25 protein-coding genes are annotated in these 25,558 nt (G+C 70.9%); 16 read left to right on the forward strand and 9 right to left on the reverse strand.

Annotated features, from left to right (window positions below; genetic code table 11):
* Nucleotides 1-457: 457 nt before the first annotated feature.
* The 7 genes from HV826_RS22085 to HV826_RS22115 all read left to right on the forward strand — a co-directional run bounded on the left by HV826_RS22085 (nt 458) and on the right by HV826_RS22115 (nt 8,108).
* Nucleotides 458-799, forward strand: coding sequence for a ferredoxin (locus tag HV826_RS22085; protein WP_176418988.1), 342 nt, complete (start codon nt 458-460; stop codon nt 797-799).
* 155 nt (nt 800-954) lie between these two features.
* Nucleotides 955-2,754 carry a glycosyl hydrolase family 18 protein gene (locus tag HV826_RS22090; RefSeq protein ID WP_176418989.1) on the forward strand — a complete coding sequence of 600 codons (1,800 nt, stop codon included), beginning with the start codon at nt 955-957 and terminating at the stop codon, nt 2,752-2,754.
* An 86-nt stretch (nt 2,755-2,840) separates the two neighbouring features.
* Nucleotides 2,841-3,902, forward strand: a complete 1,062-nt coding sequence (locus tag HV826_RS22095; protein WP_176418990.1) for a hypothetical protein — start codon at nt 2,841-2,843, stop codon at nt 3,900-3,902.
* A 44-nt stretch (nt 3,903-3,946) separates the two neighbouring features.
* A complete protein-coding gene (locus HV826_RS22100; protein WP_255208072.1) occupies nt 3,947-4,540 on the forward strand; it encodes an RNA polymerase sigma factor in 594 nt (197 codons plus the stop codon).
* Nucleotides 4,537-5,409 (forward strand): tol-pal system YbgF family protein, encoded by an 873-nt coding sequence (locus tag HV826_RS22105; protein ID WP_176418991.1) that lies wholly within the window; start codon nt 4,537-4,539, stop codon nt 5,407-5,409. Before HV826_RS22100 ends, HV826_RS22105 begins: the two co-directional genes overlap by 4 nt.
* On the forward strand, nt 5,406-6,623 hold the full coding sequence (locus tag HV826_RS22110) for a hypothetical protein (protein ID WP_176418992.1): 1,218 nt from the start codon (nt 5,406-5,408) through the stop codon (nt 6,621-6,623). Before HV826_RS22105 ends, HV826_RS22110 begins: the two co-directional genes overlap by 4 nt.
* Before the next feature lie 207 nt (nt 6,624-6,830).
* Nucleotides 6,831-8,108, forward strand: a complete 1,278-nt coding sequence (locus HV826_RS22115; RefSeq protein ID WP_255208071.1) for a hypothetical protein — start codon at nt 6,831-6,833, stop codon at nt 8,106-8,108.
* Between the two features lie 122 nt (nt 8,109-8,230).
* On the opposite strand, the gene HV826_RS22120 is transcribed toward HV826_RS22115, so the two are convergent.
* The 3 genes from HV826_RS22120 to HV826_RS22130 form a co-directional block, all read right to left on the reverse strand.
* Nucleotides 8,231-9,724, reverse strand: a complete 1,494-nt coding sequence (locus tag HV826_RS22120; protein WP_176418993.1) for a hypothetical protein — start codon at nt 9,722-9,724, stop codon at nt 8,231-8,233.
* Between the two features lie 139 nt (nt 9,725-9,863).
* Nucleotides 9,864-11,018: a lytic polysaccharide monooxygenase gene (locus HV826_RS22125; RefSeq protein WP_176418994.1), complete on the reverse strand. Its 1,155-nt coding sequence runs from the start codon at nt 11,016-11,018 to the stop codon at nt 9,864-9,866.
* Between the two features lie 57 nt (nt 11,019-11,075).
* The gene (locus tag HV826_RS22130; protein WP_176418995.1) at nt 11,076-12,548 is read right to left on the reverse strand and encodes a hypothetical protein; all 1,473 of its coding nucleotides are present in this window, start codon (nt 12,546-12,548) and stop codon (nt 11,076-11,078) included.
* Between the two features lie 337 nt (nt 12,549-12,885).
* On the opposite strand from HV826_RS22130, the gene HV826_RS22135 reads away from it, so the two are divergent.
* The 6 genes from HV826_RS22135 (at nt 12,886) to HV826_RS22160 (ending at nt 17,659) form a co-directional block, all read left to right on the forward strand.
* Nucleotides 12,886-13,320 (forward strand): hypothetical protein, encoded by a 435-nt coding sequence (locus HV826_RS22135; protein ID WP_176418996.1) that lies wholly within the window; start codon nt 12,886-12,888, stop codon nt 13,318-13,320.
* A gap of 275 nt (nt 13,321-13,595) precedes the next feature.
* The gene (locus HV826_RS22140) at nt 13,596-14,093 is read left to right on the forward strand and encodes a hypothetical protein (protein ID WP_176418997.1); all 498 of its coding nucleotides are present in this window, start codon (nt 13,596-13,598) and stop codon (nt 14,091-14,093) included.
* A gap of 83 nt (nt 14,094-14,176) precedes the next feature.
* Nucleotides 14,177-14,560 (forward strand): hypothetical protein, encoded by a 384-nt coding sequence (locus tag HV826_RS22145; RefSeq protein ID WP_163781550.1) that lies wholly within the window; start codon nt 14,177-14,179, stop codon nt 14,558-14,560.
* A 15-nt stretch (nt 14,561-14,575) separates the two neighbouring features.
* Entirely contained in the window at nt 14,576-15,178 is a 603-nt protein-coding gene (locus HV826_RS22150; protein ID WP_176418998.1) for a hypothetical protein, read from the forward strand.
* 10 nt (nt 15,179-15,188) lie between these two features.
* Nucleotides 15,189-16,922 carry a hypothetical protein gene (locus HV826_RS22155; protein WP_176418999.1) on the forward strand — a complete coding sequence of 578 codons (1,734 nt, stop codon included), beginning with the start codon at nt 15,189-15,191 and terminating at the stop codon, nt 16,920-16,922.
* Between the two features lie 185 nt (nt 16,923-17,107).
* Nucleotides 17,108-17,659 (forward strand): isochorismatase family protein, encoded by a 552-nt coding sequence (locus tag HV826_RS22160; protein WP_176419000.1) that lies wholly within the window; start codon nt 17,108-17,110, stop codon nt 17,657-17,659.
* Between the two features lie 3 nt (nt 17,660-17,662).
* On the opposite strand, the gene HV826_RS22165 is transcribed toward HV826_RS22160, so the two are convergent.
* The 6 genes from HV826_RS22165 to HV826_RS22190 all read right to left on the reverse strand — a co-directional run bounded on the left by HV826_RS22165 (nt 17,663) and on the right by HV826_RS22190 (nt 22,972).
* Nucleotides 17,663-18,535 carry a metal ABC transporter permease gene (locus HV826_RS22165; protein WP_176419001.1) on the reverse strand — a complete coding sequence of 291 codons (873 nt, stop codon included), beginning with the start codon at nt 18,533-18,535 and terminating at the stop codon, nt 17,663-17,665.
* Complete coding sequence (locus HV826_RS22170) at nt 18,516-19,328, reverse strand: metal ABC transporter ATP-binding protein (protein ID WP_176419002.1); 813 nt, start codon at nt 19,326-19,328, stop codon at nt 18,516-18,518. The genes HV826_RS22165 and HV826_RS22170 overlap by 20 nt, the downstream gene beginning before the upstream one ends.
* Entirely contained in the window at nt 19,315-20,160 is an 846-nt protein-coding gene (locus tag HV826_RS22175; RefSeq protein ID WP_176419003.1) for a hypothetical protein, read from the reverse strand. Before HV826_RS22175 ends, HV826_RS22170 begins: the two co-directional genes overlap by 14 nt.
* A 3-nt stretch (nt 20,161-20,163) precedes the next feature.
* Nucleotides 20,164-21,093, reverse strand: coding sequence for a metal ABC transporter substrate-binding protein (locus tag HV826_RS22180; protein WP_176419004.1), 930 nt, complete (start codon nt 21,091-21,093; stop codon nt 20,164-20,166).
* Nucleotides 21,094-21,110: 17 nt separating this feature from the next.
* Nucleotides 21,111-22,469, reverse strand: coding sequence for a zinc-regulated TonB-dependent outer membrane receptor (locus HV826_RS22185; protein WP_176419005.1), 1,359 nt, complete (start codon nt 22,467-22,469; stop codon nt 21,111-21,113).
* A gap of 77 nt (nt 22,470-22,546) precedes the next feature.
* On the reverse strand, nt 22,547-22,972 hold the full coding sequence (locus HV826_RS22190) for a hypothetical protein (RefSeq protein WP_176419006.1): 426 nt from the start codon (nt 22,970-22,972) through the stop codon (nt 22,547-22,549).
* 157 nt (nt 22,973-23,129) lie between these two features.
* On the opposite strand from HV826_RS22190, the gene HV826_RS22195 reads away from it, so the two are divergent.
* From HV826_RS22195 to HV826_RS22205, 3 genes are all read left to right on the forward strand, one after another.
* Nucleotides 23,130-23,438 (forward strand): Rieske (2Fe-2S) protein, encoded by a 309-nt coding sequence (locus HV826_RS22195; RefSeq protein WP_368670969.1) that lies wholly within the window; start codon nt 23,130-23,132, stop codon nt 23,436-23,438.
* Between the two features lie 102 nt (nt 23,439-23,540).
* Nucleotides 23,541-24,098, forward strand: coding sequence for a GTP cyclohydrolase I (gene folE / locus HV826_RS22200; RefSeq protein ID WP_217917439.1), 558 nt, complete (start codon nt 23,541-23,543; stop codon nt 24,096-24,098).
* On the forward strand, nt 24,095-25,519 hold the full coding sequence (locus HV826_RS22205; RefSeq protein ID WP_176419009.1) for an FAD-binding oxidoreductase: 1,425 nt from the start codon (nt 24,095-24,097) through the stop codon (nt 25,517-25,519). Before folE ends, HV826_RS22205 begins: the two co-directional genes overlap by 4 nt.
* Nucleotides 25,520-25,558: the final 39 nt, after the last annotated feature.

A 25,558-nucleotide genomic window follows, 5' to 3' on the forward strand; every position in this document is an offset into this window, starting at 1 on the left:
GCCCGGCCCCTCGGCTGTGCTTGGGGGGTGCCCGCCAGACTGCCGGACGAGGCCATGGATAGACCCCTGTAGCACCTCCGTCAAAGAATCTATCGGTACAACAAATGGTAGTCGTCAAAGTCATGCCCACCACAAATTGTGTGTAGTCGCGAAGTGGGCGCCCGGTGTCTGCCTGCCTGCCCTGCTGCTACTGCGTTCAGCGAGGGAGCCCGATCTAGAGGGCCGCGCCTGCCCTGGCAACACATGCTTTGCAGTGCCTGAGTCCAGATGGCGAGCCATGTAGCGTCACTTCAAGCCAAGCAAGCGTGATCACTGGGAGACGTTTGCTGTGAGTCTGTGCACGACTCGGGCGGGTGCAACCGTGCTGATCCGCTACGGACGGTGGAACCGCCCGGGGCGCGGTCCATTGGTGAACGAGGCCGTCGATTTTGGCCTGGACGCGCGTTAGGAGGCGGACATGGCTCCTCCCTACCAGCGCCACGTCTTCGTCTGTACCAACCGTCGCCCGGACGGAAATCCCAAGGGGTGTTGCGCCTCCAAGGGGGCGGAGGAGGTCCGCGCCGCCTTCAAGGCGGAGCTCGACAAGCGCGGCCTCAAGGGGCGCATGCGCGCCAACGCGGCGGGGTGCCTGGACACGTGCAGCTTCGGTGTCGCCGTCGTCGTCTACCCGGAAGGCACCTGGTACGGCGGCGTGAAGGTGGAGGACGTGAAGGACATCGTCGAGCAGCACCTGATGGAAGGCCGCCCCGTGGAGCGGCTGCTGATGCCCTTCTCTCGCAAGGCCCCGCCTCCGGGCTGAAGCGCGCTTATCGGTATTAACCCGAAATAATCGACGCCTGCCTCTGACTGCGTGAACCCGCAGACGAGCCGCGCGGAACCGACGTTGGGGAGCCTGGGGCAGGCCTGCTCCGGACCTGGGCCCGGCGTATGTCCAGCGCGGCGAGGAGCACATGCATGCGTCGCAGTTGGTGGGCCTCTGGCCTGATCGTCACCGCCTTGTCCATGGCTGGCTGTGATTCCGAAGTCCCGTCGTCCCACGTCCCGGACATGACGGCGTTCCAGGATGCGGCGCTGGCCGCGGAGTGGGCCGTGGGGGTCGCGTACTCCGTGGGGACGCGCGTCACCTATCAGGGGCGCCTCTATGAGTGCCGGCAGGCGCACACGTCCCAGGCGGACTGGACACCGGTGGCGGTGGCCGCGCTGTGGTTGGACCTGGGGCCCGCGGGCGGTGGTGAGCCAGATGCGGGCAGCGGTGGGACGGACGCGGGCACCGGCGGGGATGTCACCGCGCCCACCGTGGGCTTGAGCGCCAGCGCCACGCGCATCAGCGCCGCGGGGCCGTTGAGCCTGACGGCCACGGCGACGGACGACGTGGGCGTGACGCGTGTGGAGCTCCTGGAGAACGGCGCCGTCGTCGCCACCGGCTCACAGTTCAGCCGGGCCTTCAGCGGCTGGGAGCAGAACGGCACGTATGTCTACGCGGTGCGCGCCTACGACGCCGCGGGCAACGTGGGGACCACCACGCTCACCGTCGTCGTGGAGATTCCGGGCGGGCCGCCGCCGGGAGGAAAGCGCATCGTCGGCTACTTCACCGCGTGGGGCATCTACGCGCGCAACTACCACGTGTCCAACGTGCAGCCGTCCAAGCTCACGCACATCAACTACGCGTTCTCCAACATCTCCGGGGACGGGCGCTGCGTCCTCGGAGATCCGTTCGCGGACATCGACAAGGGCGGCGGCTGGCAGGGGGAGTGGAACCCCGGCCAGCTGCGCGGCAACTTCCGCGCGTTCAAGGAGCTGAAGCGGCAACACCCGCACCTGAAGCTGCTCATCTCCGTGGGCGGCTGGTCCTGGTCCACGCACTTCTCCACCGTGGCGTCCTCTCCGGCCTCGCGCGCGGCCTTCGTGAAGTCCTGCGTGGACCTCTACATCCGCGGCCAGTACCCCGGCGTGGACCCCGTCAACGGCGAGGGCGTGTTCGACGGCATCGACATCGACTGGGAGTACCCCGTGGGAGGTGGTCTGCCGGGCAACAGCAACAGCCCCGCGGACAAGCAGAACTACACGCTGCTGATGCAGGAGTTCCGCGCCCAGCTCAACGCCGTCACCACGCAGACGGGCAAGCCGTACCTGCTCACCATCGCCACGGGCGCCTCGCCGGACCTGCTGGAGAACAAGCAGGAGACGAAGAGGCTGTCCGACGTGCTCGATTGGATCAACGTGATGTCCTACGACTACCACGGTGCCTTCGAGAGCACGGTGAACTTCCACTCGGCGCTCAATCGCGTCACGGGTGACCCGGGCGCGGCCACGGGCTTCTACACGGATGGCTCGGTGGCGAAGATGCTGGCGCTGGGCGTGCCGCCCGCGAAGATTGTCGTCGGCGTGCCCTTCTACGGCCGGGGCTGGGGCGGCGTGCCCAACGTGAACAACGGCCTGTTCCAGAGCGGCGTGCCCACGCGCGGCACCTGGGATGACGGCTCGTCGGGCCTGACGGGCGTGTTCGACTTCAAGGACATCAAAGCCAACTACGAGCGCGCCGGTTCCGGTTACACGAAGTTCTTCCATCCGGAGGCGAAGCAGGCCTACGTCTACAGTCCGTCCACGGGCATCTGGATTGGGTATGACGACGTGCAGAGCATGAACGCCAAGGCGGACTACATCCTGGACAAGAACCTGGGCGGAGCGATGTTCTGGGAGTTGAGCGGTGATGACGGCTCGCTGCTCGATGCGCTGGCGCGGAAGCTGCGCTGAGCATCTGACAGACATTGTGAGCGTGTCGTGAAGCCATACGCCGGGGGACTTCTGTTCCCCGGCGTGATGGCGTTAGGGTTTGCCGCATGTCCTTCGCGGCGGCCCTCCTGCTGGTGGCGCTCTCCAGCTCTTCCGTGGCCGCCGAGCCGTGGATCGCCGTCGTCCGGGTGGCGTCCGACGAGGACACCGCCTTGCTCGGGCGGGTGCGGGGGCAGAGCAGCGACCTGCCCGTGCGGCTCGAGGTCTCTTCCGGCGCGCCGCTCGGGGGATTTCGCGAGGGCCCATGGCTGGCGGCGGAGCGGCTGGCCGGACGCCACCAGGCCCGCGCCGTCCTCTGGTTCGTGCGAGAGGGCAGCGACGTTCGCGTCCAGGTGGCCGAGTTCGACAGCCGGCGTCTGTTCACCCGGGCCGCGCGGTTGGGACAGTCGCCAGGCTCGCTGGAGTGGTCCACGGGGGCGGAGGCGCTGGCGCTGGCCGCGCGCTCCGCGCTGCGCGCGGTGGAGGCCGGTGCGCCGCTCGGTGTCGTGGTGGAAGTCACGCCGCGCCAGGCCTCGAGCGGCGAGGAGGGCGTGGCGCCACCTCGGGAGGACCTGGGGCTGGCTTCGGCCGAGGCGCACCCAGCGCGCCCGCTGTGGCTCACGTTGGGGGGCCATGCCGCGCTGGATGGGTACACGCGCATGGGGCACCAGGGGCTGGTGGTAGGCGTTGGCGTGCAGCCGGGCCGGTGGCGGCTGCGCGCGCAAGTCCTGGCCAGTGTGCCGGCCCGGCTTCGCGATGCCCGCACGGAGGTGACGTTGGGGCAGCACGCGGCGTCGGTGTGGGCGGGGCTTCCCTGGGCGGCGGCGGCGCGACTGGAGGTGGAGGCCGGGCTCGGCCTGGGGGCGGTGGTCTTCACGCGCCGGACGCAAGCGCTGACGGAGGAGGTGGAGGCGGCGCCCCCGGGCACGATGCTGGCCCTGCTCATGGGCCCCGAGCTTCGCGCGCGGTGGCGGATGGGGGCGCGTGTCGGCCTGGAGGCGAGCCTGGCCGCGGAGGTCCTCCTGGGGCGGCCCGAGCTTCGCTACGCCATCGACGGAAACTTCGTATCTCGCGGTGCGGGCTGGTCCGTCCGCCCTCGGCTGGGGCTGGTGATGGTGGTTTTTCTGTGAGCGCGGATGACCCGAATGGCCCGGTGCCGTCCTCCATGGCGGCAATGAGGAGCTCGGGCTCACACGCAGCGGACCCACGTCGTGCGGCGGTAGACCCTCGCATCCAGGCGGCCATTCAGGGCGAGCGCGAGGCAACCGGGGCGTTGTTGTTGGAGGTGCTCCCCCGGGTTCGCAACCTCGTGCGCTACCTGGTGCGAGGGGATGGGGACGTGGAGGACATCGCCCAGGAGGCGCTCATCGCCCTGGTGCGAGGGCTGCCGTCCTACCGCGCCGAGGGCCGCTTCCAGTCCTGGGCGGACCGGGTCGTTGCGCGGACGACGTTCGCATGGCTGAAGCGCTCCCGAGGCCGGGAGGCCCAGCACGCGGATGCTCCGGTGGAGCTGGTCGCGGTTCCCTCCGAGGAGGCGCTGCCGGACGAGTATGTTCATCGCCGGCACATGGTGACACTCCTGGACCGGCTTTCAGATGAGCAGCGGCATGCACTGGTGTTGCATCACGTGCTGGAGTTGAGCGTGCCGGAGATTTCGACGGAGCTGGGTATTCCCTTCGAGACGGTGCGCAGCCGGCTCCGCTTGGGGCGGGCGGCGCTGCGCTCGCTGGCGTCCGCGGAGGGTGACGGAGGGGAGGAGCGGGGATGAGTGACTTCAGGGACGAGGCAGATGACGCCCTGAACGCGCGGGTCCTGCCGTTGGACGAAGGCGCGGGGCCGGCCCGGCGCATCTCCCGGGAGCGGTCCGCGCAGATGGTGCTGGCCGCGCTGGAGGCAGGTGCGTTGGTGTCACGGCCCGCGCCCCGGCCACGCGGCAAGCGGCCTCCCGTGTGGTTGATGACAGGCGCGCTCCTCGTCGCGGGCGCCGCGGCCGCGGCGGTCTGGAGCTTCACACGCTCGGGCCGGGCGTCGACGTCGCAGCTTGAAGCGCCTGCGCTGGCAGGGCCCCTGGGGTTGAACACGGCGTCACGACGGAGCGGCGGCGCGGTGGTGGACGCGGCACCCTCGCGGCAGGACGCCGTGTCCGAAGTGGCTCCGCCCGAAGCGCCGGTGGTGCCTGCCGCGCCCATCGCTGCCGCCACGGTCGCATCCCAGCCGGTGCGTCCGCGAGCGCCGGCGGCCACCGTGAAGCCGGCTGCTCCGGAGGACCTCTTGCTCAAGGCCAATGGGCTCCGCTCGGAGGGGCGGTGGGCGGAGGCCGAGGCGCTCTACTTGCGCGTCATCCGCGCCGAGCCCGCGTCGCTCGCGTCCTATGTCGCGCGCGTCGCCTCGGGCTCGCTTCGACTGGAGCACCTGGGGGACGCGCGAGGCGCCCTGCATCAGTTCAAGGCGGCGCTTCACGTCCAGCCGCGCGGTGTGCTTGACCAGGAAGCGCAGCACGGCATCGCCGAAGCGCACCGTGTGCTCGGCGACCGGGACGCGGAGCGCGGCGCGCTGGAGTCCTTTCTCTCCAGCCATCCGGATTCGCCGCTCGTGCCCTCGGCCCGTGCGCGCGTTCGGGAGCTCACCGCGCCATGAACCGGCGATGGACGTTGGCTGTGCTGTTGGCGGCCTCGATGGGAAGCTGCACGCGGGGAGACCTGGTGGCCACGGTCCAGTCGCCGGACGCAGGCCAGGTGGGCTCCTCCGCGGATGCTGGTGGGCCGCCCGACGACTGGGAGGCCTACTGCGCGGGGCGCGGACCTCCTGTCGTCGTGGGGGATGCCGATACCGATTCGCAGGTGTGCAGTGGACGTCTGGCGGAACGAACCTTCCGTCACGCGCTGTGCACCTGTGAGGGGCTCGCCCTGGGCGCGTCCTTCGAAACGGATGCCTTTCGCGGCACCGTAGGGACGTATCAGCCAGGAGGCGCGGGGGGCGACGTCGGGGTGAATGGCGCGCTGTCGGCCAATGACGCGGTATCGGTGGGCGGCTCGCTGAGGATTGGCGGTGCGGGAGGAGCCCGGCTCGGGCAGACGTTCCGCGTGGGCGAGGCGTTGCACTGCGGGGGGCCGCTTACCGGCAACCCAGCCTCGGCCACCGTAGTGGGGGACGCCCGCGTACTCGGTGACGTCGCGTTGCCCGCCTTCAGCGTCGGCGGCGTGCTCACGGTTCCAGCGGGCCATGTGCTGGGGCCGGTGGACGCGGCCGAGGTCCGCCGCGAGCCCGTGGACCCAGTCATCCCCTGTGCGTGTGACGCGGCGTCCCAGGTGGATGTCTCCGGGCTCATCGCACGGCACGTGCTCGACAATGACAACGCGGCCATCGGCCTCGACGCCACGGCGCTGGAGGACGTCGAAGGTGAACGTGCGCTGGAGTTGCCGTGTGGCCGCTTCCACCTGACGCGCATGACCGGGACGGGCCGCGCCACGCTCACGATTCGCGCGCGCACGGCGCTCTTCGTGGAGGGCGTCGTCGACCTGGGTGGAGGCCTGTCGGTGGACGTCCAGGCGCCCGGAGCGCTGGACCTGTTCCTTGGAGGCTCCGTCGCGGTGGCGGGACCGCTCACGCTGGGGTCCACCGCCACGCCTTCACGCGTGCGCGTGTACGTCGCGGGCTCGAACGTGCTGGCGCTGTCCGCGGGCAGCACCCTGGCGGGCAATCTCTATGCGCCCCGTGCCGCACTCAGCCTGAGCGGCGGCGCGGAGGTCTTCGGTTCCGTCTTCGTCCGTCACGTCGAGGCTTCCGGACCGCTCCGCCTGCACTACGACGCGGACATCCGCGATGCGGGCGCCGAGTGCACGGACGATTGAGACACACGCCACCGGCCCCGCGTATCCGTGCCGGGCCGCCGTCGGTTGTTCGAAGGCCCTGCGCCCCGGAGTCCGGCGTCGCGCGCCCAGGGGCGGCGGCTCGATGCTCCTGTCCACCGCCTTATCCGGACTGCGCCCCACGGGGGGCTGGTGACGTGCGTGCAGGTCCCCAGCTTTGCGCCGCTGTTCGCGAAGGGGAGGCTGCACATGAGGCGGGAAGTGAAGGCCGGCATCGCTGGGCTGCTGTTCGGGGCCGTGGTGGCTGGCTGCGGGGTGGCGCCGGAACAGGAAGCGCAGGTCGGAGTGGAGGACATGACGGCGGAGGTGTCCGCGAGCACCGAGGCTGAGCTCGATGCACCTCGTGGCTACCCCGCGCCAGCCGCGGTGGCGCGCTTCGGCCCGGCGGTCGCGTACGGTGGCGGAAAGTACTTCGCCGTCTGGACCGACGTGCGGACCGGCGGCATCTACGGCACCCGGGTGAAGCCCGATGGCACCGTGCTCGACACCGAGGGTATCCGCATCAACATCAGCGAGGATGATGGCGTGCGGCCGGCCATCGCCTTCAACGGGAAGTACTTCTTCGTCGTCTGGGAGTCCCGGGACGGTGTCGACGGCGTGCGCGTGAAGCCGGATGGCACCGTGGTGGGCCCCGTGTTCCGCGCCATCCAGACGGATGAGTCCTTCGGTCCGGCGCGAGTCGCCTGCTCTCCGAAAATCTGCCTGGTGACGTACACCATCTCCGGTGACGACGAGACAGTCATCTTCTTCACGCGGGTGACGAAAGACGGCGTCGTCCTCCCAACGGCGGACCGGACGCTCAGCGGCTTCCCTTTCAACTTCGCGGAGGAGGCGTCGTCGACCTGGAACAACAGCAAGAAGGAGTTCCTGGTCGTCTGGTCCGACGACCACGGCGAGGGCCCGGAGAACGCGGACATCTACGGCAACAGGGTGAAGGAGGACGGCACCATCCTGGACGGCGACGGCTTCCCCATCTCCTCGGCGGCGGGCGCCCAGACGACGCCCGACGTGGAGTGGACGGGCAAGAGCTATCAGGTGGTCTGGTCCGATGACCGGAATGGGAACCCGGATATCTACGGGGCGCGCGTGAATCGGAAGGGCATCGTGAAGGACCCCTCCGGCATCCCCATCTCCACCGCCGCGGGCGCGCAGACCGCACCGCGCATCGCCCACCACAATGACAAGTCCCTGGTCGTCTGGGACGACACGCGCGACGGTCCGCACAGCGTGTGGGGGGCGCGGTGGGACGAGGAGGGTGACGTGTGGGACGGCTCGGGCTTCGCCATCTCCTACGATGAGCTGCCTGAGCAGTACCTGCCGGACGTCGCCTACGGGGCTGACAGGTTCTTCACCGCCTACGCCGCCCAATTCATCTACGACCCCCCCGAGCCGCACTACATCCTGGGCACGCGGGTGACGCACCAGGCGCAGGTGAAGGACGTTCCCCCCCTGACGCTCACGCGCTGAGGGGAGCGGACGCGCCAGGGGCCGGCCACCACGCGGACCGCTGCCTTCAGGCCGCGTGCTTGCGCGGCGCGCCTCGGGGACCCAGGCCGGCGCATCCACGCCGGCCTGGGCCGCGCGCGGGCTCACGGGTTCAGGCCAAGCTCGCGGTTCTCCAGGGATGTCAGCCGAGCGGAGTCGTACAGGCCCCGGAGGACGGGGTTGAAGATGCTCTCTCCGAAGAGCTGGTGGAACGGAATGGCATCCTGCGGATCATCCGGATTCTCCTTGAGCGCCTCCGTCACCCAGTCCTGGATCTGGTCGATGGTGAGGTCCTGCAGCGTGCCCAGCCCCGGGATGCTCGAGGAGGGGAGCAGGTCCTTGAGCTTGAAGAGCAGCCCCGTCATTCCCTCGACGGCCTCGTTGCGCTTGTTCAGCTCCTCGACGGAGAGGAGGAAGCCACCCTCGATGGCGCCCACCAGGCTGCCCATGGACCGCGCCAGGCGCTGCGCATCCTGGGATGGCGGATTGGTGCGCGCCTCCGCCTCCAACTGCGTCTGCATGTCACCCAGCTTCGAGGTGATGAACGCGTGGAGTTCTTCCTGGCCCTCGAAGGAGGGCTCGGTGAAGAGCGTCCGGGTGAAGAACTCGGACAGCCTGCCCGCGCCCTCACTGCCAATGGAGCCCGAGGCGTCGCTCGCCGCGGCGAGGATCGCGTCCGCGTGCCGCATGAAGAAGCGCGCCGCCGCCGCGCGGGACTCCGGGTTGTCTTCCAGGTGCCCGATGCTGTCCATGAACAGCTTGATGGACTCCGGCGTGGCGGGCTGGATGGCGCTGGCCGCGTCCAACAGCCTTCCAAGCGCCTCAGAGCCGGCGACGTCGGGGTCGTTGAGGTTCTTGAAGACGTGGCCCAGGGCGTCTGGGTTGTCCTTCAGGAACGCCTGGAGTTGGTCCGGCGGCAGGCCCGCCAGCGCCGTGGCGATGGCCACCGAGCGCACCGGGTCCGGAGCGTTGCTGTCCATCATGACTTCCAGCTCGCGCTGGGCGTAGGCGGTGATGAGCTCCGGGTTGCCCGTCCCGGCGATGATCTTCGCCAGCGTCTCGTGCGTCTCGCCGTTCACGGAACCCGCGAGGTGCGAGCCGACGGCCGCCGTCAGTTCATCGAGCGTGACGGCACCCGAGCGGTAGGCCGCGTCGAGGGCGTCGGAGAGCACCGGCAGGTCCTCTTCGCTGGCCAGGTCGAGCAACTGGCCCGCCTCGGTGCCGTACACCTCAAAGAAGCGATCCATGAAGGCCGCCTGCTGCGCCGGGTCGGGGTGGGCCTTCAGCCAGTCCGTGAGGTAGGACGGGTCCTGATGGTTGGTGGCTTCAACCTGCGCCTCCTCCGCCGATGCCTGCTGCTCGGGCGTCAGCGCCGGGGCCTCCACCGGGCTCGTGTTGAGGGCCGCCACGGTGTCCCCGAGCACACCCCGCGCGAGTCCAAGCGGAGCAGCACCTTGGAAGACATCCGCGTTGCGCTGCGTCTGGTATCTGACAGCGGAGGCCGTCGCCGTGGGCGTCCGGGCCTGGGCCGGCCCCGCGTCCTTCTGGAGCTTCGCGCCGAGCTTCGAGAGCGCGCGCTGGTCGATTCGGGGGGACATACACACACCTTTCTTGGAGATGGCTTGAATGTCGGGGGCACCGGGATTGTCTGCCGTGACGCGAACATGTTGCGTCTGGCGTTGTGGCATCCCGGTGCCTTCACTCCGAAGCGGCATGTGTTTCGTCAACCGGTAGGCCTCAGGGAATGCGCTCCCAGGCGTCCTGCCAGTTCAAGCCCGTGCCCGGCGCGTAGTGCAGCGCGGCGCCCTTGCACCAGCCGGAGTAGGGGAAGGGCTTGCAGCGATAATGCAGGCCGTCGGTGCCCCGCACCACGGTGCCCGCGGCGTAGCCTTCAATCCCAGACGGGTAGACAGGCTCGCCACCGCCATCCGGAGGCGGCTTCACGATGTCGACCTGGAAGGTGTAGCCCGTCTCACGCGCGTAGACGCGGTTGCCCAGCGCGTCCTGCACGGGGGTCACGTGCCCCGTGGTTTGGAGCACGCCCACCTGCACGAGGCTGGACGCGCCGTTCACCCGCTGCGCCAGCGCGTGAATCCACTGGGCCGCGGGCGTGGCCGTGGCCAGGGGATGCACATGGGCTTCGGCGTCAGCGCCCCGCGCGTCGAACACGCGCAGCGTCACCGAGCTCCCGGCGGGCAGGTCTTCACGCGCCTGCACCTGGCCCAGCTCCTTCCACGCCGTGGGCGGCGGCGGGGTGTTGGTGAACTTCACGTCGGTGCAGGCGTAGAAGGCCTCCGGGCTGTCCGAGCGCTGCCAGATGCCATAGATGACATGCGCGCCCGTCTTCCCCTGCGGGAAGGGGCAGTCGAGCCGGTAGCGGTTGTTCTGGGCGGAGACGTGGGTGATGGAGCAGAAGGGGTTCGCTTCCAGGTCCGACCACTTCAGCGGCAGCGCCGGGTTGTAGCCCTCGCGCGTGACGTAGAGGCGGAAGTAGCCCGTGGCGTGCACAGCGGTCGCGTGAAAGACGAACTCGAAGCGGCCCTGGGTGTCCGGAGTGATGAGCGTGGAGGGCCAGTCCGCGCGCGCGAGGTCCAGGCCCCGGTGGCTTTCATTCGCGGCGCTACACAGCTTCCCGTCCGGGATGATTTCGCGGTGCCTGTCATTGGCGTTGCCCTGCCGCACGCCATTCCAGTCGTAGAGCGCCTGCGTGCCGCCGGCTTGGATGAGCGCCTTGCACGCGTCTGACTTCGGCGTCTCCGGCCCTTCCTTGAAGCAGGTGTAGACGCGGCTGAGGGGTACTTCCATGGAGCCATGCGCCAGGGCCACGCTGGCGCACGACATGAAGACAACGGCGAGCGACGCGCCGAGACACCGCTGCACTGCTGAGGTCATCCCTTCCTCCTGTGGTGCGAGGAGGGAGGGCGCGGCCCCCGAAATCGGGTCAACGGCCTAGATGGCCTTCCACGCCATCAGGAGCTTCGAGGCGACTTCGGAGGTGATGAGCGGCAACACGCCGCCGCCGCCGACGATGTTGACGATTTCCGACATCGACCCGCGGCACACCCCGCCCCACGCGGGCTGCCGCGCCAGGCCCACGGAGGCATAGGCGGAGTAGTCCACGAAGAAGGACGTGGGCAGCACGGTGCCGTTGGGCTCGCAGAGCAGGTGCGCCTCGGGGGGCGAGTCCACCGCCTCCTGCACCACGAAGCCTCCGCCGGCCGTGTCCGCCGCCGTGCGCGCGCACAGCTCCGCCCACGTCATCGGCGCGCCATAGGCCGCCTGCACCCGCTCCGTGTAGGGGACGGTGCCCGCGGAGCGGCCCAGGAAGACGGCTCGGCCGCCGTAGTCCCAGGACCGCTTGAGGACGAAGCGCGCTGGCGTCGCGGCGACCAGGGCCACCAGGTCCTCCACGCGCTCGCCGTCGGGGCCCTGCGTGGGTCCGGGCTGGAACATCCGCGTCCACGGCACGGACGCGCGCACCGCCTCCAGCTCTTCGCCCGTGAGCCGCGCGGCCTCCGCCAGGGCGGGCTCGGCCAGGGCCTGCGACAGGCGCGCGAACGTCAGCTTCACCTCCACCTGCGAGGCGGGGGGATTGAGGAACACCGCCTTCTTGCCGGGCACCGTGCCCAGGAAGTCCTCCACCCAGGGGGAGGGGGACTCCTCCAGGCGCCGGACGAAGAGGTGCCGGTACACCAGGTCGTACTTCTTGCCGTGGGCCACGAAGGCGTCGTCACCGGACACCTCGTCCGGATGGACCAGGTCCGCGTCCGCGCCGAAGTCGCGGAAGCGCTCGCACAGCCAGCGCAGCTCCGTGATCTGGGCGTCATTGCGGCGGCACAACAGGGCCACCGTGTCCGGCATCCTGCCGTTGCGCTCGGCCGCGTAGCCGTCCAGCAGCGCGCGGTACAGCGCCAGCGCGTTGCTGCCGTTGAGCGCCAGCAGGGCGGGCAGGGCCTTCTCCGGATAGCGGAAGTAGCGGCCCACCACCTCGATGAAGGTGCGGGCCGCGATGTCGGAGTACCCCTGCATGGCGGGGATGGTGGCGTTGACCTCCAGCGCCCACGGCGTGCCGCCGGCGACGAAGTAATCCACGCGGGTCGTGGCCAGGCGGGTGGACTGGCGCCAGGTGCGCTCGGCGAGCACGCGCTCGACGGGGGAGAGGGCGCCCAGCAGGGTCTCCGCGTCCGCGCCCTGGAGCTGCGCCTGCGCCATCTTCACCGTGGCGGAGGACAGGCGAGCGGACAGCTCCGAGCGGCGGCGAATCTCCGCGGCGTCCAGCACCACGGGCGTAGCGGTGATGGGGATGGGGCGGGTGGTCCCGTCCGGTCGCGTGACGGCGAGGCCCCGCTGGTAGGCGATGCGCGCCAGGTCGGGCGCGATGTGGCGTGCCTGGCTCCTGAGCACGTCGATGAACTCTTGCACGAAGGCGTGACCTCGGTGGTACGCCCGGGGTTCTCCGGGCGGCGCGCACCCTACGCCTGGACGGGTCCACCGGTCCACGGGCCCGGAGCCTCCCGTCGGAGAGCGGGACGCACCCCCGGTGGCCAGGGTACGCCCGCAGGGCCTGGGGCCGGCCGCTCCGGTCCCCCTGGAACAGCGGCGCTGGGAAGGGTCCTTGGGTTGCTTTTGTTCCTGTGTTGCTGTTGTTGTTTCGCGCGGGGAGTGTTTCCTGGCGAAGGTCGCGTGAGACAGTCTGACTTGCGCGAACGGCCTGTCTGGCTTACAACCGTGGGCGCCGTCTGACCGGGAATGCCCTGACGTGAGCCGCTCCACCCATCACCAGTCCGTGAGTTCCGTCCGGTCGCGCCGTCTGGCGCTGCCGTTCGCGCTCGTGTGTGTGCTGGCGTACATGGGGAGCGTGATGCACTTCGCCCTGGTCCAGCACGCCACGTGCCTGGAGCATGGTGAGGTGATGCACGTGGAGGCCCGTGACGCCCACGGCGCCGGTCACGTCGAGGTTTCCTTCGACGACGTGCGGGTCGCCTCCAAGCGCACGGAGGCGGACTCCCACGGCGCCGACGCCCACTGTGTCCACGCCTTCTTCCGGCGGGAGGCTCCGCCTCCGCAGCAGGACACGCCGTCCCGCCTGGTCGCGCCCGCTCGCTCCGAGCCCGCGCTGGCGGTGTTCCGCTTCCACGCGGAGCCCGTCGCCCGTCTGCATCTGGCTCCCAAGGCGTCTCCGCCGCGCGCGTGAGGCCCGGGAGTCTGCTCGCTCACGCGGCCTGTCGCGCCGTGTGAGGCTGCTCGTCCGCTAAAGCCATACAGACTCTCGTCCGCTCCACGCGGGCTGTGAGTCATTGCGGCTTTGCGTCCACGCCGGCTGAGCTGTCTCACGGCGCCCGTGTTTCGTGCCCCGCGCACACCCCTTCCATTCCCACGCTCCCGTGGCGGCTCCTCCATGTCCTGGCGGGGGCCGTTGCTGGCGCGCGGGCGTGGCACACCCGCAGTCCAAACCCGTGGAGTAGCACCATGACGAAGAAGCTCCTTGCCGCGCTCCTGCTGTCCACCGCCCTCGTCTCCGCCGGCTGCGGCGACGACGACCATCCCGAAGAAGAGGGGGTCGACGCCGAGGCGTGCGAGCACCTCCAGGAAGGTCCCGCCACCACCGTCACCGCCACCCTGGGCACGGACGCGGCCCCCGCGATTCGCGCTGACCACCGCCGCTACGACATCACCTTGGCGGATGGCCCGGACGGGAAGCAGGGCGCCGTGTCCTTCGCGGCGAGCGAGGCCGCCGACTACGTCATCTACACCAACGCGGACGTGCCCCTCTCCATCACCACCGCGAGCGGTGACGAGGTGGAGATCGAGGAGAGCACCAGCAGCTCCGAGGGCTGCACCGACATCAAGGGCCGCCACGTGGTGCCCCTCGCGGTGGGCACGCACATCCTGACCTTCGGTCCCACGTCGACGGCGACCGTCTCCGTCATCGTCGAGGAGTCGCACGACCACGGCCACGAGCACTGACGCTGTTCCCGGGCTCCCTGGCCCGTTCACCCGGGGGCCGGCGCTGTCGGTGCCGGCCCCTCGTTCCCCGAAGAGAGATGACCATGGGTTCCTTCCAGCAGTTCCTGACGGACAAGAACATCCCCTCCGAGAAGCTCCTCCGCCTGTCGCGGCAGCTGGAGTCCTACGGCTCCGAGGGCCGCACCCTCCTGAAGCAGCGGAGCGCCCGTCGCCGTGACAAGGACACGCAGGGCAAGAGCTACGAGTCGCTGTCCATCGGCAAGCCGAAGAGCGGCCGGGGCATCAGCACGCAGCAGCTCCAGGCCGCGCTGGGTGACCTGCCGCTGACGGCCAGCGTGCGCGGAAAGCTGGTGCGCGCCGTCAACGCGGTGCTGGGAAAGCAGGGCGGAAGCCCGGTGGATGCGCCCGCGCTCTTTGGTGCCAGCCCCGTGCGCCGTGGCGCCACGGCGAAGAAGTCCGCGAGCTGAGAGGAGCGCGCGCCCATGTCCGGCAATGCCATGTCCACCGTGCTTCCCTGTGAGCTGCGACGCGATGGAGACCGGCTGTTCGACGTCTCCATGTGGTGCCTCGGGCGGGATGTCCTCTGTCCGGAGGGGAACCTCCTCGTTCGACGAGGGCTCGTGCGTCACGCGCGCCCCGAAGGCGCGGAGGGGCAGAGTCCCTACACGGTGGGCCTTCCGGGCAGCGGGCGCCTGACGCTGTGGGGCTTCGGCGCGCTGTGCGAGTGCGGCGAAGCCATCTTCGTCCCGCGGGCGGGCTTCGCGCCCGTCCTGCTGGACGGGGTGCCGGGCCGCCTGCCGTTTCGCGCGGAGGAGCTGGGCCCGGCGCGCCTGCCGACCACGGGGCACGAGCGGCGGGCGCTGCGCGTGGGGCTGGCCTCGCTGGCGGGGTGGCTGGCCGAGCACGAGGACTGGGTGTCCTCCGAGGTGGGGCCGTCCTGGCGGCGCGAGTGCTTCGAGGCCCGGCGCAAGGCGCCCCCCGTCGCCGCGGACGGACTGGCCGCGGCGTGGCGGCGCTTCGCCTCCCGCCTTCGTTCCCTGGAGTCTGGATTCAACGTCTGCACCGCCCCGGTCGCCGGGGTCTGAGGAGGACATCATGTTGGCGCGACTGCTCCGAGCCGATGAACCTTCCGTCCATGCCCGCGCGCCGTGGGAGGACGTCGCGGATGACGCGCTCCCCACGCCGCGCCTGCGGGAGGGCCTGGGTCACGCACACCTGGAGGTGACCACCGCCCGGCCCCAGGCCCAGGCCTGGTTCGACCAGGGCCTTCGGCTTCTGCACCTGGGCTGGGGCGGTGAGGCCCGCCGCGCCTTCGCGCAGGCCACGCGGGAAGACGCGTCGCTGGCCATGGCCTGGTGGGGGCTCGCCCTCGCGCGAGGCTCTGGCGCCCGCTTCGCCACCGCCCGCGCGGAGGCCATGGGCCGCGCGCTGGCGCTGAGCGAGGGCACCTCGGACCGCGAGCAGCGCTACATCGTCGCGGCCAGCCTGCTGGCGGAGAAGGGCCCGGCCAATGGGCGCCACGCCTTCGTGCGCGACATGGAGTGCCTCATCGACCGCTATCCCGAGGACGGCGACGCGCGGCTGCTGCTCGCGGGCTTCCTCCTGGACGGCTACGAGCCGGATGGTCGGCCCGGACAGGGGCAGCCGTATGCGCAGGCCCTGCTGCGCGAGCTGCTGCGTTCACACCCGGACCACGCGGGGGTCCACCAGGCGTGGGTGCAGGCCATGTTGAATAGCGGCCGGCCGGAGGCTGCTCGCGACAGTGCTCGCCGGTTGGTGACGTTGGCGCCTGGTGCCAGTCCCGCGCTGCTCTCCGCGGGGCGCCTGCTTCAGCGGGTCGGGCTGATGGCGGAGGCTCAGCGCGTGCTGGAGGCCACGGTGGCCGCGGATGATGCGTACCTGGCCGAGGAAGGACTGCCCACCTCCGACGCGCCGAGCGCCGAGCCCGCCATGCGGCTGCTCAGTCAGGGCTGCGCCGAAGTGGGGCAGTACAGTGAGGCCCAGGCGTGGGCCCGTCGCCTGCGGCAGCGGGTGGAAGGCGCGGGAGGCGACGACCAGGCGCTGCTGTTCGCCGCCGCGACGATGGTGTCCGCGCACCTGCGCTTCGGTTTCTGGCGCGCGGCGGCGGACGTGCCCATGGAGCTGTCCGACACGGCCAGCCCGGCGGAGCGGGCGCTGCGGGACGGGATGCGCCAGTACACGCGGGGGCTCAGCCTGCTGGAGGCCGCGCGGCTGGGCGAGGTGGAGCGGGTGTGCAACGCGCTGGATGCGCGGCATGCGCTGCTGGCGGAGGCTCGCCGCTCGGAGGACCTGTCCCTGTGTCCACGGGATGTGGCGCGCGTGGTGGAGGTGGCCGCACAGGAGCTGCGCGGCGCGCTGGAGGCTCGCAGGGGCGAGGTGGGCCGCGCCGAGGCCACGCTGACGCGTGCGTGGCGGTTGGAGCGGCGGCTTCGGGCCGCGGGGCCCACGGCCTTCTCCCGGCCCGCGCGCGAGGCCCTGGTCCGGCTGCGTCTGCGGACCCATCGCGAGGACAAGGCGGTGGAGCTGGCGAAGACGCTGGTGGCGGAGCGGCCCGGCTGTGGACACCTCCGCCTGCTGTCCGCGGAGTCCCAGGTGGCGCTCGGCGCCTGGAGCAGCGCGGTGGAGGACTTCACCGCGTTCCTCGACTGCTGGCGGGACGCGGACCCGCATCAGCCGGAGCTTCGCCGCGCCCGGGCCTTCATCGCCGGCCGAGGGCGCCTGCTGCGGCTCGTGCACCCGCCGGAGCTCCTCGCGCCGCGGGAGACCGGAGCGCCGGCGCTGGCCGCGCAGGCGACGGTGTCCTGCTGAGCCTTCGCCCGAATGGCACGGGGGCCGCCGCTTGTCGGCGGTCCTCATCGAGCATGGGCCCCAGTGCCCGCGCGACGCGGGTGGACTGTCACCCGGTGGAACTCCGCGCCGCGTCGGTGTTCCACCCTCGGCGCTGACCGCGCCCGCCGCTTGACGGGGCCGCGCCGTTCGCGCGAGGAGGGGGCATGGCTACCTTCCGCCTCAAGCAGGACCAGGCCGCGTTGCTCGTCGTGGACATCCAGGAGCGCCTGTGCGCCGCCATGGACCGGGACGCGCTGGACCGGATGCTCAGCCGCACCATCGCCGCCATCGAAGGGGCGCGCGCGCTGGGCCTCCCCATCCTCCTCACCGAGCAGTACCCCAAGGGGTTGGGCCCCACGCACTCGCTGCTCCGCATGCGCGCGCTCAAGGACGTCAAGCCGGTGGAGAAGCTGGAGTTCAGCGCCGCCGTTCCGGACGTGCTGGCCGCGCTCGGCGGGCGCACGCAGGTGCTGGTGGCGGGCATGGAGGCGCACATCTGTGTCTTCCAGACGGTGCGTGACCTGGCCGAGCGCGGGCTGTCCCCGTTCCTGCTGGCGGACGCCGTGCTGTCCCGCGCGCAGGAGGACCGGCAGGTGGGCCTCCAGCTGTGCCGTGACGCGGGCGCGCACGTCGTCACGGTGGAGGCCGCGCTGTTCGACCTGCTCGGGCGCGCCGGCACGCCCGAGTTCAAGCAGGTCTCCGCCGCGGTCCGTTGACGCTCAGCGCGCCTTCTGCGCCGCGTGGACGAGCATCCGGAGGACGGTCGCCACGGCCACCATGGCCGCGGCGAACACCGTCTGCGAGCCCCCCACGGGGAAGTCGTAGAAGAAGGCGAAGAGGTAGCCGCCCACGCCCGCGATGGCGCCGAAGAGCGTGGCGACGAAGAAGGTCCACGGCAGCCGCAGCTCCAGCATCAGCGCGGCGATGGCGGACAGCGTGGAGAAGGCGAACACCGGCAGCGCGCCCAGCGCCCGGGCGCACACGCCCACCATGACGCCGATGCTGACCATCAGCACGCCGTCCAGCAGGCGCACCGGCAGCCCCTGCACCAGCGCGCCCGTCCGGTCGAAGCTGGCGAAGGTGATGCCCCGGTACCACCACAGCTGGATGAACATGACGGCCCCGCCCGCGATGGTCACCGTGTGGAGCTGTTCGGGCGTCACCAGCACCGCCGTGCCGAAGAGGATGCCCTGGATGTCGTGCGCCTCCTGCGCGATGCGGTCTCCCACGAGCACCGCGGCGCCGCCCGCCAGCGCGTAGGCCAGGCCCAGCAGGCTCTCCCGCGTGAGGCGCAGCTTCGCCGGCTCCGTCATCAACAGCAGCGTGGCCAGCAGGGCCAGGGTGGTGGCGCCCAGCACGGGCTCCACGTGCGTGCCCAGGTGGATGGCGGCGTAGAAGGCCAGCGCCACGCCCAGGCCCGCGGATTGGGCCACCGCGGCGCTGACGAACACCATGCGCCGCAGCACCACGTACACGCTCAGGAAGCCCAGCACGCCGCCGGCGATGAGCGCGCACAGCAGCGGGTCCCTGAACAAATCGAACGCCAGGTGGAACTGCTCCCACTTGGACGGTTCAGCGAGCGTCGTTTCCACGGTGAGGTCCCAGGGGCGCGCGTTGGCAGTACTCGTCGCCGTACTGGCGGCGGAAGGCGGGGTGACAGAAGACGGTGCGGGCATCGCCCATGACGAAGGCGGACGTCTCGCGGTCCACGAAGACGAGCACGTCCGCGTGCTCGGCGGCGACCTCCAGGTCGTGGCACACCACCACCACGCCCAGGCCCCGCTCACGCGACAGCGTGCACAGCCGCTGCATCGTCTCGCGCTCGGCCACCGCGTCCATGGCGGCGGTGGGCTCGTCCAGCAGCACCAGGTCCGCCTCGGTGGCCACCAGCCGCGCCAGCAGCGCGCGCTGCTTCTGGCCCTCCGACAGCTCGCGGTAGGGCCGCGCCGCGAAGTCCTTCGCGCCAGCCGTCTCCAGCGCGCGCTGCACGGCCTGCCGGTCCGCCTTCCGGGCGAAGGGCCACAGGAAGCTCCAGCCGCGCAGGCGTCCCCACGCCGTCAGCTCGCCCGCGCGCAGTGGCAGCAACGAGTCGATGGCGGACGTCTGCGGCACGTAGGCGCTGCGCACCTGCGCGGAGGCGCGGGAGATGGTGCCGGACACCGGCGGCTGCATGCCCAGCAGCGTCCGGAACCAGGTGCTCTTGCCGGAGCCGTTGCGGCCCACCACCGCCACGAACTGGCCGCGGCGGATGGTCAGGTCGATGGGCGGCAGGATGGCCTTGCCGTCGTAGCCGATGACGAGCTTCTCGCAGGTGAGCAGCGCGTCTCCCGGTGCGAAGGTGGCGGGCACCGCGTGCGCGCCGTCCGTGGGCTCAACGGTCTTCACGCCGCACCTCCGCCTGGGGCTCCAGGGTGGCCAGTGCCTCCACCATCGCGGTCCGGAGGGCGGCGTTCTCGGGAGCGGTCAGGTCCACCACGCCGTCGGGACCGGGCGTGGTGGACGCCCAGTCCAGCGAGTCGAACAGCGTGGGCGCCAGGGCCAGCCGCAGGGCCAGCTTCACGCGCGGCCTGTGCTCCCGGTCCGCGGGGATGTCCACCGTGCCACGCAGCACCAGCAGCGGCGTGGCCTCCGCCGCCGCCGCCAACGCGAGCCGGAAGCGGCGCTCGTCGTTGAAACGCGGCGTGGGGCGGCTGTCGCGCACGACGCCTTCCAGGTGCACCGACGACACGTCCCACTGGTAGCGGCTGACGTTGGCGCGGTCCAGCTCGCAGGACGGCTCGCAGCCGGGCGACAGCGTCTGGTCCGCCAGCAGGTCCAGGTCCGCGTCCACGTGCAGGCTGGCCACCGTGGCCTCCGCGCCGCCGCCACCGCCATCCAGCTCCGCCTGGATGTCCTCGTAGTCCACCAGCGCGCCGTCGTCGCGGTGGCAGTGGCCGTTGTGGCAGTTGCCGTAGCCCGGCGGCGGGTTGGCCGGGTCGAAAGTCGCGGGGCCGCGGGTGCCGCCGCTGGCCACCAGGTCGATGTGGTCCACGCCCAGCGCGGCGCCGTCCAGGCGAAGCTCGAAGTCGGAGGCGAGCCGCTGGAAGCCGTTGCCCACGTCGCGCCCGGCCACCGGTGTGTAGTCCGCGCGGACGGTGGGTTCCAGCACGGCGAAGCTCTCACCGGAATCCAGCGCGCAGCCGGACAGGAGGAGCAGGGGAAGGAGGAGGGTCCGCATGGCTCAGGTCCCCTTGCCGGCGAGCCCCTTCTCCAGGCGCTCGACCATCTCGTTGATGTGCTGGAGGTACGTCTCGTTCGCCTTGAAGTCCGTGCCGCCGTGCAGGGTGACCAGCGGCGCGGGAATCTTCGAGGCCACCAGCCGCGCGGTGGTGTCCGGGTAGTAGCTCTCCATCAGCACCATGCGCGCCTTGCGCTGACGGCCCTGGGCCAGGACGCTCGCCACGTGGGACGGGTTGGGCGGGATGCCGGGCTTGGGCTCCAGGTAGATGATGGTGTCGAAGCCCAGCCAGTCCGCCAGGTACGCCATGGTCCGGTGGTAGGCGATGACGGGCTGGCCACGCAGCGACACCAGCCGCTTCTCCCAGTCCGCGCGCGACTTCTCCAGCTCGGTGGCGAAGGTGGCCAGGTTGGCGCGGTAGGCCTTCGCGTTCTTCGGGTCCAACTGCGCCAGCCGGTCGGTGATGCCACGCGCGACGGACAGCGCCTGGCGAGGGTCATAGAGGAAGTGCGGGTTGCCGCCCGGGTGGACGTCGCCCTGGCCCCGGTCCACCTGCACCGTGGGGACCTCCAGCAGCTTCACGAACTGAGAGGCCACCAGGTAGCCCGGGTTGCCCACGAGGACCTTCGAGTTGCGCGCGCCCACCTGGAGCGTGGGCAGCCAGCCAACCTCCAGGTCCAGCCCCACGGCGATGAGCAGGTCCGCGCGGTTGAGCGCCAGGGCGAGGTTCGGCTTGGCGTCCACGAAGTGCGGGTCCTGGCTGGACAGCGCCAGGGCCTGCACCTTGACGTGGTCCCCGCCCACGGCCTTCGTCAGCGCGGCCAGGTCCGGCAGGGTGGTGACGACGTTGAGGTCCGCGCGAGCGGGGGAGGCGACGAAGAGGGTGAAGGCGGCGCACACGGCCGCGAGCAGACGGGAGAGACGCATGGTCATGGCTCCTGCGAAAGGGTTTAGAAGGCGTGGGCGCCGTGGGCGCCGGTCACCAGCTCGAGCGCGAGCATCAAGGAGTAGCCGGGCTCATCCCGCCACCCGGCCCTGTCCCGTGCGCCCTGGAGGCGCAGCCGGGAGAACTCGGTGGGCCAGAAGGTGACGTTGGCGGACACGCGGTTGCGTGACTCCGTCCACTCCGGGTCCAGCGGGTCGATGACGCGCTCGCCGTCTTCGCCGCGCGCCGCGGTCCCCAGCTCGTAGCGCAGCGCGGTGGCCCACCGCGGCGAGAAGCGCCACGCGGCCTGCGCGTAGGTGTTGAAGTCCGTCAGCACGTCTCCGGGCACCTGGCGGCGGCGGTAGAAGGCCTCCGCCTGGAGCGTGATGAGCGTGGTGTTGTAGGCCTGGGTGATGGGCCGGTAGCGCAGGTACAGGTCCGTGCCGAACACGTCCGTGCGGTTGCGGTAGCCGGTGGGGTTGGGCCCGGTGGCGGTGGACAGGCCCCACATGAGGGACACGTCGTCCGACAGTGGGAAGAACTGCTTCAGCGCGCCGGTGAGCTGCAAATCGAGCGGGGACTGCACCCGCTCGTTGGTGGCGCCCAGGAAGCTGCGCGCGGTGGCCTCGCCGGTGGCGTCGGTGGTGCTGCCAATCACCTCCACGTACCAGGGCAGGGGCGCCAGCCAGGACACCTCGGCGCCCAGGCCGCGGTTGCCTTCGCCTCCGAAGATGCGGCCCACGGCGAAGGGCTGGTCCACGAAGTCCCACGAATGCGGGTGCGTGGGGTTGATGCGGCCGAAGCGCGTGAGGAACTGACCGGCGCGCACCTGGAGGTTGTAGGGCAGCGTCAGTGTGGTGCCGTAGGCCTCTTCGATTTCCACGCCGAACTGGCTGAAGACGATGTTGGCGTCGAAGCGGAAGTAGGGGTCCACCACCGAGCCGATGGACAGCTCCAACTGCTGCAGGTTGAAGCCGTTGCGCGTGGGGTCATGCGCGCCGCTCTGCAGGGGCTCCTTGTCCGTGAAGGCCGCGGCGGCCACGTCCAGGATGAAGCTCAGGTCCAGGAAGTTCGCGCCCGTGTTGGGGTTGTTCACCCCGGGGATGGAGAGCGCGGAGCCACCGCCGGGGCTGGAGGTTGGCGGCGCCGCGGTGCCGGCGGGCGCGTTCTGCTGCGCGGCCGCTGCGTCGCTGCCAAGCGCCTTCTCGATTTCCTCCAGCTCCTCGGGCGTGAGCGCGGGCGCGGCGTCTTCCTGTGACGCCTGCACGGGGGCGTCCGCCGGAGGCGCGGAGGCGTCCTGGGCGCTGGCGCCGCTGGCGAAGAGGAAGGGCGTGAGTGAAACGACGATGAGAGCGCCGTGAGCACGGCGCGAACGGGTTGCCACCTGGAATGCTCCTCGAACGGGGCGCCCGCGAAGCGGCCACGCCCACCAATGACCTGCCAGACCTCAGACGACGCACGTCACGCGTGCGCGGGAGGCGAGGCCTTGGGGGCGGTGTCGAGGATGGAGAGGGGGGGCTGGACGCGGGGCGGCGCGGTGGCCGGGCGGCTCACGGCGAGCAGCGTCAGCACCAGGGACGTGCGGTAGGGCGTCAGGAGCTCCGAGCGGGAGCCGGACGTCACCAGCGGACATTCCTCATGGGGGAGGGCCGCCGAGTCCGTGACGGCCTCGGGCAGGGCGGACAGCTGCGGGCTCTGTTCAATCGCGAGCCGGGACAGCCGCGCGCCCGTGCCGAGCGCCGTCTCCTCGAACGTCTGATGCTGCGGACAGAACCGGTGCGCGTGCTCGTCCCTCGCGTGCATCAGCGCGCCCAGCGGCTGACACACCCACAGCGCGACGAGCAGCGTCGCGGTGCAGCGGGCGAAGGTGTGGGCTCGCTGATTCATCGGAAGGGGCGGTTGCCCGGGTGCTCTAATGAGGCGGCACGGCGGGTGTCAAGGGACGGTATCACGCTCTGATTCGTCCGGGTGGGGATGTGTCGGCCCCGGCCGGGCGTTGGGGGACATCGGGATGAACGGACAGCCGGACGGAGGATTCATTCCAGTGGCGACGCTGGACGCACTCGACGCGCGGGGGCGCGCGGTGGTCCAGGTGGACGGGGTCGCGGTAGCCCTCTTCCGCGTGGATGGGGCGCTCCACGCGGTGGCGGACGCGTGTCCCCACCGGGCCGGGCCCCTGTCCGAGGGCGACCTGGTGGGATACGTGGTGCACTGTCCGTTGCACACCTGGCCGTTCGACGTCCGGACGGGGCTGTGCCCGCGGCACCCCGGAGTGCAGGTCCGCACCTATGCGGTGCGTGTGCAGGGACAGCACATCCTCGTGTCCGCATCGGGTAGGGTCCACGCCCCCTGAATGCTGGCCCCTTCCAGGAGCGATTCCGCTGTGACTTCGTCCCGAGCCCGCCGCAAAGCCCCCGCCGCTGCCGCCCCCGCTGGTGTCCCGGATAGCTCGGCCATGGCGCGCGCCGTGGCGGACTTCCTGCGCGCCGCCGGCCTGAACCTCCAGGACATCCACCTGGCGGACACCCCGGAGCGCGTGGCCGAGGCCTGGACGGCCGAGTTCCTCGACGGCTACAGCCGCACCCCGGAGCAGGCGCTGGGTGAGACGTTCCCCGCGCCGCCGGGCTCCTCCGGCGAGCTGGTTGTGGTGACGGACCTGCGCTTCCACTCCATGTGTCCGCACCACCTGCTGCCGCTCACCGGACGGGCCCACGTGGCCTATGTGCCGGGCAAGCGGGTGGTGGGCTTTGGCCGCCTGTCATCGCTGGTGGACTGCTTCGCGCACCGGCTCATCCTCCAGGAGGACCTGGCGCGGGAGGTGGCGCGCTCCCTGGCCCAGGTGCTGGGCAGCCCCGCCACCGCGTGCATCATCGAAGCGGAGCAAGCGTGCCTGCGCCTGCGCGGGGACAAGCAGCGCGACGCCGTCACCCACGCGGAGGCCTATGAAGGCACCCTGCGGCGCGACGGCCCCCTTCGCCGCGAGCTGTGGGCCCGGCTGGGGGCCCGGCGATGAGCACGCCCGTGCCCGGGCCTCGCGTGGCGCCCGAGCGCGTGGTCCGCGTGCGCGAGGCGCTGGCCGCCGTCCTGGCCCCGGAGCAGCTGCGCGCGGATGACGCCTCGCTGGCAGCCTATGCCCGGGATGAGTCCGACAGCGGCGTCCATGCGCCTGACCTCGTCGTCTTCCCCGCAGACACGCGGCAGGTGTCGGAGGTCTTCAAGGTGTGCGCGGCGCACGGCGTGCCCTTCACCCCTTGCGGCGCGCGGAGCGGCAAGAGTGGTGGCTCGCTGCCCTTGCACGGTGGGGTGGCGGTGAGCCTGGAGCGGATGAACCGCATCCTCTCCATCGCCCCCGAAGACCTCACCGCGGTGGCGCAGCCCGGCGTCATCACGGGTGACTTGATGAAGGCCGTGGAGGCGGTGGGGCTCTTCTATCCCCCGGACCCGAACTCCTGGGAGCTGTGCACGCTGGGCGGCAACGTGGCGGAGAACGCCGGCGGGCCTCGCGCGCTGAAATATGGTGTCACGCGCGACTACGTCATCGGACTGGAGTGGGTGCTCCCGGACGGTGAGGTGGTGCGGGTGGGCCGGCGCACCATCAAGGGCGTGGCGGGATATGACCTGGTGGGCCTCTTCGTCGGCTCGGAGGGCACGCTGGGGGTCGCCACGGAAATCACCGTCCAGCTCATCCCGCTGCCGCGCGAGGTGCTGACGGCTCTGGTGGTGTTTCCGTCCGTGCTGCACGCCGCGCGGGCGGTGTCCGCCGTGCTGGCCGCGGGCCTCCTCCCGCGTTGCCTGGAGCTCATTGATGACGTGGCCCTGCGGGCGGTGAACGGCCGCGGCTTCCAATTCCCCCCGGGCGCGGGCTCCGCCGTCATCGTGGAGGTGGACGGCAACGGCCGCGAGGGCTTGCTCGCTGAGCTGTCTCAATTGGGTGACCTCTGTACCAGTCAGGGGGCCACCGAGACGCTGGTGGCCCAGGACGCCTCCCAGCGCGAGAAGCTCTGGGCCGCGCGCAGGGCGATTTCCCCAGCCCTCCGGGCCCTCAAGCCTCACAAGATTTCCGAGGACATCGTCGTGCCCCGCTCCAAGATTCCCGAGGTCATCGAGCGCCTGAAGGCCATGGGCGCCGAGCTGGGACTCACCGTGGCCACGTATGGCCACGCGGGCGATGGGAACCTGCACGCCAACGTCCTCTACGAGGGCGCCCACCAACGGCCGCTGGTGGATGAAGCCCTGCGGCGCATGCTGGTGATGACCGTGGAACTTGGCGGTACGATCACAGGCGAGCACGGTGTGGGGCACGCGAAGCGGGAATATCTTTCGCTGGAGCAGTCCCCCGCGCTCATCGATTTGCAGCGCCGGCTCAAGGCCTTCTTTGATCCATCAGGGTTGCTCAACCCCTCGAAAATCTTCCCCGCGCCCAAGCGTTGTTGATGCGTAACCGGCGCGGCTCGTTTTTGTCCCGGCGTCGAG

The organism is Myxococcus sp. AM010 (assembly GCF_013372585.1).
Classification (GTDB): Bacteria; Myxococcota; Myxococcia; order Myxococcales; family Myxococcaceae; genus Myxococcus; species Myxococcus vastator.